We start from the raw sequence: 13,072 nt of genomic DNA on the forward strand, positions 1-13,072 counted from the left end.
GTTACGCCGCTTTGCGCGTCCTGCGGGACTTCAGACACACATTCGCCGTGCGCGCATTCAGCGACAGCACCGCGCGATAGTGCTCGTCGGCGTCGTCGAAACGCATCAGACGATCGAGCGCGCTGCCGAGATTCAGATGCACGTCAGCAAGCGTGGGGGCGAGCTTCAGCGCCTCGCGGTAGTGATGCACCGCTTCGCCGGGCCGTCCCGCGCCTTCGAGCGCGACGGCGATGTTGTTGTGCGCATCGGGCGAACGCGGATCGAGCGCCAGCGACACGCGGTAGCAGCGCAACGCCGTGGCATGCTCGCCGAGCACATCGGCGACGAAGCCGCGGTCGTTCCAGCCTTCCGCGTTGTCCGGCTCGAGTTCCAGCGAAAGATCGATGTAGTCGAGCGCCTGCGCATGCTGGCCGCGCTGATGCAGCAGCACGCCGTAGTAGTGCAGCGCGTCCGGGTGGTGCGGGCACAGGTCGAGCGCTTCCTGGTACAGCGTTTCGGCTTCGGCAAAGCGGAACGCGCGATGCGCTTCGAGCGCGAATGCGAGCGTGACGGGAAACAGGTGGACTGCGGAAGAACGTGAAGCGGCGGCGGATTGCGCTTGCATGGCGATGCTCTCCAGACTCTCGAAAGAGCCGGCGCACACCGTGGCGGCGCCGGACCGTGAACGTGAACGATGCAACGGTCACAGGTTAGGTCCGGGGCTTTCATCGAACTATCAGATGCATCCTAAAAAGCGCTGCGCGCCTTTAGGATCGCGTCGTGCGGGCGGCTCGCTTATCCTGGAAAGGATCGCGGCGAGCGCCCGCAGGCTTCGCGCTACAGGAACATCAGGAAATTCAGCAGGAAGATGTTCACCACCAGCAGCGTGAGCGCCGTCGGAATCTGCACCTTGATCACCGCGTTCTTGTCGGGCAGTTCGAGCAGCGCGGCGGGCACCATGTTGAAGTTCGCGGCCATCGGCGTCATCAGCGTGCCGCAGTAGCCGGAGAACATGCCGATCGCGACCATCACGGCCGGGTTGCCATGAAACACGTTGACGAGAATCGGCACGCCGACGCCGCCCGTCATCACGGGGAACGCCGCGAAGCCGTTGCCCATCACCATCGTGAAGAGCGCCATGCCGATGCAGTAGACGGCCACCGCGATCAGCCGGTAGTCGAGGCTGATATAGGCGGTGGTCACGTGCGCGACGGCCTTGCCGACGCCTGCGTCCGAGAACACGAGGCCGAGCATGCCGAGCATCTGCGGCAGCACGGCCGCCCACGACAGCGCATCGACGAGCCGCCGGGCTTCCTTCATCGACTGGCCGACGGTGTCGCGCGTCATCACGCAGGCAAACGCGAGCGCGATCACGCAGCCGATGCCGAAGCCGATCAGCGTGACGTTCTTCTGCTCGATGAGCGGCGTGCCGCCGAACACCAGATGACTCGCCGACAGCGTGATGATCACCGTGACGACGGGGATCGTCAGCGCGGGCACGAACAGCTTGTTGCGAAGGCGCGCGGCGCTTGCCTTGCGCGTGGCTTCGGAGAGCACCTTCGGTTTGCCCGCCGTTACGCCGCCGAAACCCGCGATCAGCGCCATCGCGATGACGAGCGCGCCGACCAGTTCGACGGGCAGCTTGTCGCCGATCAGAAAGATCACTGCGTAGATGATCCAGAAGCCGCCCGCCGTGAAGCGGCGGGGATGGTCGCGATCCGTGACGATCATGCCGCCGATCACCAGCAGCACGATGCCGAGCAGCCAGAACAGATAGTTGATGGTGAGTGTCATGCCTGGTCTCCCGTTGCCGATTGCGTCGCGGGCTTGGCGGTCGCGGTGTTGTTCTTGTCGAGGTTCGCCGCGGCTTGCGCGGCGGCGTTGCCGCGCAGTTCGCGCTCCAGCTTGCGATCGAGCAGCCAGAGCCGGAAGCCGTGAATCAGGAACGCGCAGATCGCTGTCGGAATGCCCCACACAGCGACGTGAATCGGCTCGACGGTGATGCCCGCTTCCTTCAGGAACGTGACCATCAGCACGATCGCGCCGAACGCGACGAAGATGTCCTCGCCGAAGAACAGGCCCACGTTGTCGGTGGCCGCCGAGAACGCGCGCAGCTTGTAGCGCACGGCGTCGCTGAGCTTGCCGAAGCGCGTTTCCGTCGCGCCTTCGGCCATCGGCGCGATCAGCGGACGCACCATCTGCGGATGGCCGCCGAGACCCGTCAGGCCGACGGCCGCCGTCAGCTCGCGCACCAGCAGATAGACGATCAGCAGACGTCCAGCCGTGGCCGCCTTGATGCCGGCGATCCAGGTCTGCGCGCGTTCGCGCAGCCCGTGCCGTTCCAGCAGGCCGATCACCGCGAGCGGCAAGAGGATGATGAGGGGAATATTGCGCGTCTTGATGAAGCCGCTGCCGATGGCGGCAAGGATCTTGTCGGGCGGAAAATGCGCGGCGATCGCCGTGACGACGGCGGCGGCCGCCACGATCAGCATCGGATTGAAGCGCAATAAGAATCCGGCGATGATGACCGCGACTCCGATCAGCGGCCATAGGTTGACGGTTGACTGCATCTAGATCTCCAGAGGTGGTCCTGCATTGGGACACCGCTCTTGGCGGCGAACTTTAGTCATGTCGGGTCTGGTGTTCAGGCCCGTGCTTTTCCCTCGCTTGCGGTGCGGCTCTTGAGCGGCCGCCTGGCGCGTGCTTCCCTGTCGTTGCTGCTGCTTTTTGCTGCTATTTGCTGCTTGCTACTACCTGGTACTGCGCGCTGCTGCCGAACTTCTCAGGCTTCAAAAATCGTTTGGCAACCCGTGTTGTGGCTTTTCTGGCAAACGCCCCGCGAAGAGCGGGGCGCAAACACGTTCATCCGACGACGCTACGACCGCGCGCGGATCACGCACGCGCCGCATTCGCCGCATGCACGCCAATCCCGGCGTCTTCGAGTGCCTGACGGATGCGCCGCGCGAACGCGAGCGCATGCGGGCCGTCGCCATGCAGGCAGATGGTCTGCGCGTTGAGCGGCACCCATTCGCCGCTGACGGCTTTCACGCGCTGCTCGCGCACCATCGCCAGCGTGCGTTCGAGCACTTCGTCTTCGTCTTCGAGCAGCGCGCCCGGCTCCTTGCGCGGCACGAGCGAGCCGTCCGCGCGATAGCCGCGATCGGCGAACACTTCTTCGATGGCGACGAGCCCCGCGTTGTGCGCAGCTGTCACGAGCCCGCTGTTGGCGAGCGCGAACACGGCCACGGACGGGTCGAAGTCGTGCACGGCGGAGACGATGGCATCGGCGATCTTCGCGTCGCGCGCGGCCTGGTTGTAAAGCGCGCCGTGCGGCTTCACGTGCGCGATGCGCCCGCCCTCCGCCTGCGCGATCGCCGACAGCGCGCCGAGCTGATACAGCACGCCCGCGTAGATTTCTTCGGCGGGCAGATCCATTTCCTTGCGGCCGAAGTTTTCCGGGTCGTTGAAGCTCGGATGCGCGCCAATCGACACGCCTTTCTGCACCGCCCAGCGCACGCATTCGCGCATCGCGTTCGGACCGCCCGCATGCCAGCCGCACGCGATGTTCGCCGAGCTGACGAGATCGAGCAGCGCCTCGTCGGAGCCGCAGCCTTCGCCGAGATCGGCGTTCAAATCGATTTCCATGATGTCCTCGTTGGGTGTTACACCGCTGCGGGCGCCGCGAGCCGCGCGCAGCGTTCTTCATGCATGGCGATGGCGGCATCGATCTGCCGCAAATACTTGCGCTCTTCGATCAGCGCCTGGCGCGCTTCGTAAGGCGTGGTCGGAATGAAGCGCACCGCGCCGTTCAGGCGCACCTGCGCGAGCTTCCACAAGTCCGCGTGAATCACCGCGCCGATCTTCGGATAGCCGCCCGTGGTCTGCGCGTCGCTCATCAGGATGATCGGTTGGCCGTTGGGCGGCACCTGGATCGTGCCGGGCATCACCGCGTGCGACAGCAGATCGCTCTTGTGCGTGCGCGTCAGCGCGGTGCCCGAGAGCCGGTAGCCCATGCGGTTGCTGTTCGGCGTGACGAGCCATTCGTCGTTCCAGAACGCCTGTTGCGCGTCGGCGGTGAAGCTGTCGTACTCGGGGCCCGGCAGCACGCGGATGGGCGGCGCCCACGCGACACCCGACGGATGACGCCCGCGCCGCACCGGCTCGTCGACGAGCACGAACTTGCACCACGCGGGCGCTTTCACGCCGAACTCGGGCGCATCGGGCGAAAAGCCGGAACCCGCGCCCGCGCGCGGCGCACCGACGGGCAGCCGGTCGCCGTCGCGCAGCGCGCGCCCGCCCAGACCGCCGAAGCCCGCCTGCAGATCGGTGCTGCGCGAGCCGAGCATCGGCAATACGTCGATGCCGCCCGCGATGCACACGTAGCCGCGCATGCCGCGCTTGGCCGCGTTCAGCGTCAGTTCCTGGCCCGCCTGCACGGGCAGGCTCCACCACGAGTACACGGGCTTGCCGTCTAGCGTTGCGCCGAATTCGGTGCCCGTGATCGCGACGCGCGTCGGGCGCAGAAAGCGCAGCACGGTCGGGCCGAAGGTGATTTCGAGTCCGGCGGCGTCGGGCCGGTTGCCGACCAGCCGGTTGCCGACTTCGAGCGACAGGCGATCGAGCGCGCCGCCCATCGCGACGCCGAGATGCCGGTGGCCGTGTCGGCCGAGGTCCTGGATCGTGGTCAACAGACCCGCGCGAATGACGTCGATCATGCGTGCAGCCCCGCGATGGTGAAGCGGACGCGATCGCCCGGTTGCAAAAGGGTGGGCGGATTGCGCGCAGGGTCGAACAGTCTGAGCGCGGTGCGGCCGATCAGCTGCCAGCCGCCTGGCGACGTGGCGGGATAGATGCCCGTCTGCGCGCCGCCGATGCCGACCGAGCCGGCGGGCACTTCGAGCCGCGGTTCGGCGCGACGCGGCGTGTGCAGCGCGTCTTCGAGCCCCCCCCATGTACGCGAAGCCCGGCTGGAAGCCGAGAAAGAACACGATGTAGTCGCCGCCCGCATGGCGCTCGACGACTTCCTTCACCGACATGCCCGTGTGGTCGGCCACGGCCTTGAGATCGGGGCCGTACTCGCCGCCGTACTGCACCGGAACCTCCACTTCGCGGCTCGCGCCGGGTGCGCTGCCTGCGCTGTCCCACGCGGACTTGAGCTTCGCCTGCAGATCGTCGGGATCGGCCGCGAGCGGATCGAAGATCACCGTCAGATTATTCATGCCGGGCACCACTTCGAGCACGTGCGGCCAGTCGCGCGCGGCCTGCGCGGCCGCCCACACGCGGCGCTGGCAGTCGATCGTGGCAGGCGGCGGCGCCTCGCAGACGAGCGCGGTATCGCCGAACGGAAAGATGCGGGGTTCAGTCATCGCGGGGTCTCGGTCGTGAAATCCTGGTTTGGGTAGAGATACAGCAGATTCCGTCTGACGATGCACGCCGGCTTCTCGAGGAAAACGCTAGCGTACATTCTCAATAAAATATCGACAATTTATCAATAAGCGATGTCCCCAGGCTCGCCCGGGCAGAGTGGACGTCGTACACTTCGCACAACCATCACGCTCGATAGAAAAATCATGGCTCGTCATCCGACCAAAATCGTGTCATCGGAACATCTGGTCTCCGACTTCAGTGCGGAGTTATCCGAACTCGAATACGGGCTGATCATGGCGAGCAACGCGTTCAACCGCTGGATGGTTCGCTGCATGGCGGCGGCGGGCGACAAGGACATGACGGCGATCGAGGTTTCGCTGCTGCATCATGTGAGCCACCGCGAGCGGCGCAAGAAAATCGCCGATATCTGCTTCGTGCTGAACATCGAGGACACGCACGTCGCGACCTACGCGCTCAAGAAGCTCGTAGCTAGAGGGTATGTAAAAAGCGAAAAGACCGGCAAGGAAGTGTTCTTTTCCGCGACGCCCGCGGGGCGCGAGCTGTGCATGAAGTATCGCGAGGTGCGCGAGAACTGTCTGATCGCGACGCTGAAGGAAAGCGGACTGACGAACGAGCAGATCGGTGAAGCGGCGCAACTGATGCGCAACGCTTCCGGTATTTACGACACCGCTGCGCGCGCGGCGGCTTCGTTGTAGTTATTCGTTTGCTGTTCCCCGATACCACGCGGCATCGGTAATCACAGCGTCGAGCGGAATGTCGTGCGCTTCGCGATGCAGCGCATCTGTACGGCACGCTTCATACGCAACGCCGACGGTCACGGGCAGCTTGCCCGCCGCGCGAAAAGCGGCAAGCGTGCGGTCGTAATACCCGCCGCCATAACCGAGCCGATACCTCGCCTCGTCAAATCCGACGCACGGCACGAACAGCAGGTCGGGCGTGATCGCTTCGCCCGACGTCGGTTCATGAATGCGATGCGCGCCGAGCTGCATCGGCATGTCGGGCGTCCACACGTGAAATTCGAGCGGCTGCTCGCGGCCCGTGATGACGGGCAGACTCGCGCGGCGGGACGCATCGGATGCAAGCCAGAGCGTGACGGCAGCGCGGATGTCGAACTCACCCGACAAAGGCCAATACAACCCTACACTTGCGGGCGCAAAGACCGTTAACGCATCCAGTACGCGACGGCTTAGCGCGTCGTTGCGAATTTCGTCGCGAGCCGCATGCAGACGTGCTTCCAGCAGTGTTGTACGCAGTTCCTTTTTCGATTTCGCGCCGGGGTTGCATGCTATGCTTGAGTTCAATTCGCGCTCCAGAAACGCTCTAGAAATAACGATGTCCAAACGCCTTTTCCGAGTATATCGCGCGGCCAGTCTGGCGCTCGCCGCAGCGGCACTCGTCGCGTGCGGCACGGCCTCCGCCGTCAAGCCGCTCCCGCTTTCCCCCCTCACCAACGACGACCAGGTTTTCGTGCAGTTGCGCGAAGCAGCGCGCAATAACGACGCAGGCCGCGCCGCGCAACTGGCGGCGATGATTCCCGATTACCCGGCGCCTTCGTATCTGGAATATTTCCAGCTGAAGCCGCAACTGTTCGACGGCTCGGGCCATCCGCGCATCGACGCACCCGACGCGCCCGTGCTGTCGTTCCTGCAGCGCTACGACGGCCAGGCCATCGCCGACCGCATGCGCAACGACTACCTCGTCGTGCTCGGCGCGCGTCACGACTGGCGCAACTTCGACCAGCAATACGCGCGCTTCGTGCTGAACGACGACACGCAAGTGAAGTGCTACGCGCTCGAATCGCGCGCCGCGAAGGGTGAGAACGTCGTCGATGCGGCGCGCGCGTTGCTCGTCGATCCGCGCAACTACGGCGACGGTTGTGTCGACCTGATCACCACGCTTGCCATCAACCAGCAGTTCACGACCGACGACGTCTGGCAGCAGATCCGCCTCGCATACGAACAGAACCAGACGAACACGGGTTCGAAGCTGCTCGACGCGCTCGGCAACAACCGGCCCGATCCCACGCTGTTCGACCAGGCCGCGACCACGCCGCCGCTCTTGCTCGCGCGCGGCGTCGGCGCCGATCCGCAATCGCATCAGCTCGCGCTGCTCGCGATCACGCGCATGGCGCGCAATGATCCCGCCATGGCCGCGGCCACTTTCGGCTCTGTCGCGCCGTCGCTGACCTCGCCCGAGCGCGCGATCGGCTGGGGCACGATCGCCTACCAGGCGGCTTCGAAGCAGATGCCGGGCGCGGTCGACTGGTTCCGTCTGTCGGCGAATGCGCCGCTGTCCACGCCCGCTTACGAATGGCGCACGCGCGTCGCGCTCGTCGCCGGCGACTGGACGATGGTGCGCTGGTCGATCGAGCAGATGCCGCCTTCACTGCGCAGCCAGCCTTCGTGGGTCTACTGGCACGCACGCGCGCTCAAGGCCGCGGGCGACGTGACCACGGCGAACCAGGAATTCGAGTCGATCGCGCAGAACTTCAACTTTTACGGCCAGCTCGCGGCCGAAGAACTCGGCCAGAAAATCGTCGTGCCGCCGAAGACGCAAGTCACCGACGCCGAAGTCGAAGCGGCAGGCAACACGCCGGGCTTCGCGCTTGCGCAGAAGTTTTATCAGCTGAATCTGCGACTGGAAGGCAACCGCGAGTGGAACTGGCCGCTGCGCAGCATGACGGACCGCCAGCTGATCGCGGCCGCCGAGTACGCGCGCCGGATCGAGTTGTACGACCGCGCGGTGAACACGGCCGACCGCACAAAGACAGAGCACGATTTCTCGCTGCGTTTCCTGTCGCCGTTCCGCGATATCGTCGAGCGCGACTCGCAGTCGAACGGGCTCGACGTCGAATGGGCGTATGGTCTGATCCGTCAGGAATCGCGCTTCATCATGAACGCACGCTCCGAAGTCGGCGCGAGCGGCCTGATGCAGCTGATGCCGGGCACGGCGCAACTGGTCGCGAAGAAGATCGGCCTCGGCACGATTTCGCGCGCGCAGATGAACGACATCAACACGAACATCCTGCTCGGAACGAACTATTTGTCGATGATCTACAATGAATTCGACGGGTCCGCCGTGCTGGCGACGGCGGGCTACAACGCAGGTCCGGGCCGTCCGCGCAACTGGCGCGCGACGTTGCCGCGCGGCGTCGAAGGCGCGATTTTCGCGGAAGCCATTCCGTTCCAGGAAACGCGCGACTACGTCAAGAACGTGCTGTCCAACACGGTCTACTATGCGGCGTTGTTCGAAGGCCGTCCGCAATCGCTGAAGGCGCGTCTGGGTTACATCCAGCCGTTGCAGTAACGATGCGCCTGGCCGTCGCCGCGTGACACGTCACTGACACGTCACGCAGGCGGCGGCGCCCGACCTCAGCCGTTGCCGCGGCTTCCATCAGGGAGTCGAAAAATGCGACATCAAACCATCGCAATCGTCGGCGGTTCAGGTTTCATCGGCAGTCATCTCGTCAATGCGCTCGTCGAAGCGGGCAAGACGGTGCGTCTTGCCACTCGCCGGCGCTATCACGCGCGGCACCTGACGCTGCTTCCCATCGACGTAGTCGAAATGGATGTGTTCGATCCCATCCAGCTTGCGCGCTTCGTCGAGGGCGCGGACGCCGTGATCAATCTCGTCGGCGTGCTGCACGGTCATCGCAGCGATCCTTATGGCCCCGAGTTCGCCAAAGCGCACGTCGAGCTGCCTACCAAGATCGTTTCCGCGTGCGAAGGCAAAGGCGTGCACCGGCTGATCCATATGAGCGCGATCGGCGCCGATCCGCGCGGCCCGAGCATGTATCTGCGCTCGAAGGGCGACGGCGAGCGCGCGGTGCATGCGTCGTCGATACTGGCGTCGACCATCTTTCGGCCGTCCGTGGTCTTCGGTCCCGAGGACCAGCTTCTCAACAAGTTCGCATTCCTCCAGCGCATGTTCCCCGTGATTCCGCTCGCGAAGGCCGATGCGCGCTTTCAGCCGATCTTCGTCGGCGATGTCGCGAAGGCGATCGTCAACGTGCTCGATCTCGATGCGTCAACGGGCCGCACCTATGAGCTTGGCGGCCCTTCCGTCTATACGCTCCAGGCGCTCGTCGAGTATTGCGGCGATGTGATCGGCAAGCACGCGCGCATCATCCGGCTGCCGGATTCGCTCGCGCGGCTGCAGGCAATGTCGTTCGAGATGGCGCCCGGCACGCCCGTGCTGTCGCGTGACAATCTCGACTCGATGAAAGTCGACGCCGTGCTGAGCGCGCCGCTCGCGCCCGAGCTCGACATCGAGCCCGCCAGCATCGAAACGATTGCCCCCGTGTACCTGACGGGCTCATCATTCCGCTCGCGCTTCAACGCGTTCCGCGCGAGCGCGGGCCGCTAGGTTTTCCGTCCCACTTACTCCATGAAGACGCATGAAACTCGTTATCGGTGACAAGAACTATTCGTCGTGGTCGATGCGGCCATGGCTCGTGCTGAAGCACTTCGGCATTCCGTTCGAAGAAGTCGTGATTCCGCTTGCCGAAGAACAGACCAGAGCGTCGATCCTCGCGCATTCGCCATCGGGCAAGGTGCCGTGCCTGATCGCCGACGACGGCGTCACCGTGTGGGACTCGCTCGCGATCTGCGAGACGCTCGCCGAGCGCTTTGCGCAGCACGCCATGTGGCCGCTCGACGCGAAGGCGCGCGGCCGTGCGCGCAGCATCAGCGCCGAGATGCATTCGGGTTTCGGCGACCTGCGCAACAACATGTGGATGAACATCCGCGCGAAGTTTCCGGGCAAGGGCGCGACGCCCGGCACGCTCGCCGACGTCGCGCGCATCGACGCGATGTGGTGCGAGTGCCTGGAGTTGTCGGGCGGACCGTTTCTGTTCGGCGACTTCACTATTGCGGATGCGATGTACGCGCCCGTCGTGATGCGCTTCAACACGTGGCAGCCGACGTTGTCGGAAGCGGCGGCGGCTTACGCGCGCCGCGTGACGGAACAGCCGGCCGTCGCCGCGTGGATCAGCGATGCGTTGCGCGAAGGTCACGACATCGCCAAGTACGACGTCTGCGCATGAATATCTACGCAGTCGGCGGCGCGATCCGCGATGAATTGCTCGGCATGCCCGTGCAGGACCGCGATTACGTGGTGGTCGGCGCGACGCCCGAGCAGATGATCGCGAAGGGCTTTCGCCCGGTCGGCAAGGACTTCCCCGTTTTCCTGCACCCCGACACGCACGAGGAGTACGCGCTCGCCCGCACGGAGCGCAAGACGTCGGCGGGTTATCACGGCTTCCAGTTCTTCTACGCGCCCGACGTCACGCTCGAAGAAGACCTCGCGCGGCGCGATCTCACCGTCAACGCGATGGCGCGCGAAGTGACGCCCGACGGCGACCTGATCGGCCCGGTGATCGATCCGTTCGACGGCCAGACCGATCTGAAAAATCGCGTGTTCCGTCACGTCAGCGATGCCTTCCTCGAAGACCCCGTGCGCATTCTGCGCGTCGCGCGTTTCTCTGCCCGCTTCACCGATTTCACCGTCGCGCCCGAAACGATGGCGCTGATGCGCAAGATGATTGAAGCGGGCGAAGTCGATGCGCTGGTGCCCGAGCGCGTGTGGCAGGAAGTGTCGCGCGGGCTGATGGAGAGAAAGCCGTCGCGGGCGTTCCAGGTGCTGCGCGAATGCGGCGCGCTCGCGCGCATCCTGCCGGAAATCGATGCGCTGTACGGCGTACCGCAGCGCGCCGACTATCACCCGGAAGTGGACACGGGCGTGCACGTGATGATGGTCGTCGATCACGCGGCCGCGCAAAACTATGCGCTCAGCGTGCGTTTTGCCGCGCTCACGCACGATCTCGGCAAGGCGACCACGCCTGAAGATGTATTGCCGCGCCATATCGGCCATGAAGGACGCAGCGTCGATCTGCTCAAGCCGCTGTGCGAGCGCCTGCGCGTGCCGAACGAGTGCCGCGATCTCGCACTGCTGGTCGCGCGCGAGCACGGCAACATCCATCGCGTGATGGAGACGAAGGCGGCGGGCATCGTGCGTCTGTTCGAGCGCTGCGACGCGTTGCGCAAGCCCGCGCGTTTCGCTGAAGCGTTGCAGGCGTGCGAGTCCGATGCGCGCGGCCGTCTCGGCTTCGAGGCGCGCGCGTATCCGCAGGCCGAACGGTTGCGCGTGGCGCTCGTCGCGGCGCGTGCCGTCGATGCCGGCACGGTCGCGAAGGCCTATGAAAACGAACCGGCGAAGATCAAGGACGCCGTGCATCGCGAGCGCGTGCGGGCGGTCGCGAAGGCGCTGAACGAAGCGCCTTCGCAAGAAGCGTGAACTAGAGCAGCCGGGCGATCAGCGACAGCAGCATCGACAGCACCAGCGTCGACATGAACGGGAACGGATATTCCTTTCCGAACAGCCGCAACGTGACATCGCCCGGCATCCTGCCGATCCCGAGCTTGCGCAGCCACGGCCAGCACGACGACAGCACCGCGACGGCGATGAACGTGGTGAGCAGCCAGCGGATCATCGTGTGAGCCTCGAACTTAGAGCGTGTGCGAGCGGTCGCCGCGCGAGAATGCGTCGAGCGTGCCGTCGATGCCGCGCGAAAACGCGATCACCTTGAACAGCTCTCCCATCTCGGCTTCCGACAGCAGCTTCTGCACGGCGTTGGCGGCGGGCAGAAAGTTCGGAATGTCGGAAGGATCGATCGAACTGAGCACGTCCGTGATGCCCGCATTCATCAGAAAGCGCGCCTGCGACGTGTAACCAAGCAGATCCGCGCCCGCATCGACGCCTGCTTCGGCGATACCCGTGAATTCGACGTGCGCGGTGATGTCCTGCAAGCCCGGATAAAGAAACGGATCGCCGTGGGCGCGGTGGCGGTAGTGGCACATCAGCGTGCCCTGCGCGCGCTGCGCGTGATAGTACTCGTGGCGCGGAAAGCCATAGTCGATCAATAGCGCCGCGCCGCGCCCGAGCATCGCGCAGACGGTGCGCGTGAAGGCGAGCGCGGCTTCGTGCGTCTCCGTCACGTAGTCGCCGTCGCCTTCTATTTCCAGCCCGCGCAGGAAGGCGGCATCGCGCTCCGACGCGACCGCGCGATCCTCGAAACCCAGCGCGCCGTTCTGCAAAGCGACACCGCGCTCGTGCCACTGTCCGCCGCTGCGCGCGAAAAGCCGCACGGGCATGGCGTCGAGCACTTCATTGCCGATCACGACGCCTTCGAACGATTCAGGCAGCGCGTCGAGCCAGCGCACGCGCGCGGCCATGCCGGGCGCCAGCGCTTCGATCGTTTCGCGCTGACGCTCGCGCAATTCGCCCGACAGATCGACGATCGAATACGTGTCGAACTGCGCGCCGCGTTGCGCGAGCGCATTCAGCAGCCCGGAAGCCAGCTTGCCCGTGCCCGCGCCGAATTCCATCACGTGACGCGTGCCGCTCATCTCCAGCGCCTGCCCGATCGGCCGAGCAAGCGTTTCCGCGAAAAGCGGCGACAGCTCGGGCGCCGTGACGAAGTCGCTGCCATCCTCCGCGCGTCGGCCGAACTTGATGGCGCCGCCGCCGTAGTAGCCCAGTCCCGGTGCGTACAACGCGCGCTCCATGTAGCGATCGAACGGTATCCAGCCGCCGTTCGCCGCGATCTCCGCGCGAATCTGCGAAACCAGCGCTTCCGACTGCGCGAGCGCGGTCGGGCCGGGAGCAGGTAAACTATCGGGTTGATGAGCTTTCGGATTCATCCCTG

The 13,072-nt window shown here is 65.2% G+C and carries 13 protein-coding genes and 1 pseudogene; 5 read left to right on the forward strand and 9 right to left on the reverse strand.

Annotation, left to right across the window (positions count from 1 at the left end):
* Window position 1: 1 nt before the first annotated feature.
* The 6 genes and pseudogenes from H3V53_RS16875 to pxpB form a co-directional block, all read right to left on the reverse strand.
* The gene (locus tag H3V53_RS16875) at window positions 2-604 is read right to left on the reverse strand and encodes a tetratricopeptide repeat protein (protein ID WP_336598924.1); all 603 of its coding nucleotides are present in this window, start codon (window positions 602-604) and stop codon (window positions 2-4) included.
* Window positions 605-816: 212 nt separating this feature from the next.
* Complete coding sequence (locus H3V53_RS16880) at window positions 817-1,773, reverse strand: DUF979 domain-containing protein (protein WP_336598925.1); 957 nt, start codon at window positions 1,771-1,773, stop codon at window positions 817-819.
* On the reverse strand, window positions 1,770-2,549 hold the full coding sequence (locus tag H3V53_RS16885) for a DUF969 domain-containing protein (RefSeq protein WP_336598926.1): 780 nt from the start codon (window positions 2,547-2,549) through the stop codon (window positions 1,770-1,772). The genes H3V53_RS16880 and H3V53_RS16885 overlap by 4 nt, the downstream gene beginning before the upstream one ends.
* 322 nt (window positions 2,550-2,871) lie before the next feature.
* Window positions 2,872-3,624: a 5-oxoprolinase subunit PxpA gene (pxpA, locus tag H3V53_RS16890; protein ID WP_336598927.1), complete on the reverse strand. Its 753-nt coding sequence runs from the start codon at window positions 3,622-3,624 to the stop codon at window positions 2,872-2,874.
* A gap of 17 nt (window positions 3,625-3,641) precedes the next feature.
* Window positions 3,642-4,694, reverse strand: coding sequence for a 5-oxoprolinase subunit C family protein (locus H3V53_RS16895; RefSeq protein ID WP_336598928.1), 1,053 nt, complete (start codon window positions 4,692-4,694; stop codon window positions 3,642-3,644).
* Window positions 4,691-5,345 (reverse strand): annotated as a pseudogene (pxpB, locus tag H3V53_RS16900) (5-oxoprolinase subunit PxpB). The gene H3V53_RS16895 and the pseudogene pxpB overlap by 4 nt, the downstream one beginning before the upstream one ends.
* Before the next feature lie 204 nt (window positions 5,346-5,549).
* Here pxpB and H3V53_RS16905 point away from each other — a divergent pair.
* Window positions 5,550-6,062, forward strand: coding sequence for a winged helix DNA-binding protein (locus H3V53_RS16905; protein ID WP_054918396.1), 513 nt, complete (start codon window positions 5,550-5,552; stop codon window positions 6,060-6,062).
* On the opposite strand, the gene H3V53_RS16910 is transcribed toward H3V53_RS16905, so the two are convergent.
* On the reverse strand, window positions 6,063-6,668 hold the full coding sequence (locus tag H3V53_RS16910; RefSeq protein WP_419539509.1) for a 5-formyltetrahydrofolate cyclo-ligase: 606 nt from the start codon (window positions 6,666-6,668) through the stop codon (window positions 6,063-6,065).
* Window positions 6,669-6,699: 31 nt separating this feature from the next.
* On the opposite strand from H3V53_RS16910, the gene H3V53_RS16915 reads away from it, so the two are divergent.
* The 4 genes from H3V53_RS16915 to H3V53_RS16930 all read left to right on the forward strand — a co-directional run bounded on the left by H3V53_RS16915 (window position 6,700) and on the right by H3V53_RS16930 (window position 11,661).
* Window positions 6,700-8,673 carry a transglycosylase SLT domain-containing protein gene (locus tag H3V53_RS16915; protein WP_054918397.1) on the forward strand — a complete coding sequence of 658 codons (1,974 nt, stop codon included), beginning with the start codon at window positions 6,700-6,702 and terminating at the stop codon, window positions 8,671-8,673.
* Between the two features lie 102 nt (window positions 8,674-8,775).
* Window positions 8,776-9,732, forward strand: a complete 957-nt coding sequence (locus H3V53_RS16920; protein ID WP_336598929.1) for a complex I NDUFA9 subunit family protein — start codon at window positions 8,776-8,778, stop codon at window positions 9,730-9,732.
* A gap of 31 nt (window positions 9,733-9,763) precedes the next feature.
* Window positions 9,764-10,411: a glutathione S-transferase family protein gene (locus H3V53_RS16925; RefSeq protein WP_336598930.1), complete on the forward strand. Its 648-nt coding sequence runs from the start codon at window positions 9,764-9,766 to the stop codon at window positions 10,409-10,411.
* Window positions 10,408-11,661: a multifunctional CCA addition/repair protein gene (locus H3V53_RS16930; RefSeq protein WP_336598931.1), complete on the forward strand. Its 1,254-nt coding sequence runs from the start codon at window positions 10,408-10,410 to the stop codon at window positions 11,659-11,661. The genes H3V53_RS16925 and H3V53_RS16930 overlap by 4 nt, the downstream gene beginning before the upstream one ends.
* A gap of 1 nt (window position 11,662) precedes the next feature.
* Here the strand turns inward: H3V53_RS16930 and H3V53_RS16935 are convergent, their stop codons facing one another.
* On the reverse strand, window positions 11,663-11,857 hold the full coding sequence (locus H3V53_RS16935) for a DUF2905 family protein (protein WP_054918404.1): 195 nt from the start codon (window positions 11,855-11,857) through the stop codon (window positions 11,663-11,665).
* A gap of 16 nt (window positions 11,858-11,873) precedes the next feature.
* Window positions 11,874-13,067: a class I SAM-dependent methyltransferase gene (locus H3V53_RS16940; protein ID WP_336598932.1), complete on the reverse strand. Its 1,194-nt coding sequence runs from the start codon at window positions 13,065-13,067 to the stop codon at window positions 11,874-11,876.
* Window positions 13,068-13,072 lie beyond the last annotated feature (5 nt).

It is taken from the genome of Paraburkholderia bengalensis (assembly GCF_037126505.1).
Lineage (GTDB): Bacteria > Pseudomonadota > Gammaproteobacteria > Burkholderiales > Burkholderiaceae > Paraburkholderia > Paraburkholderia bengalensis.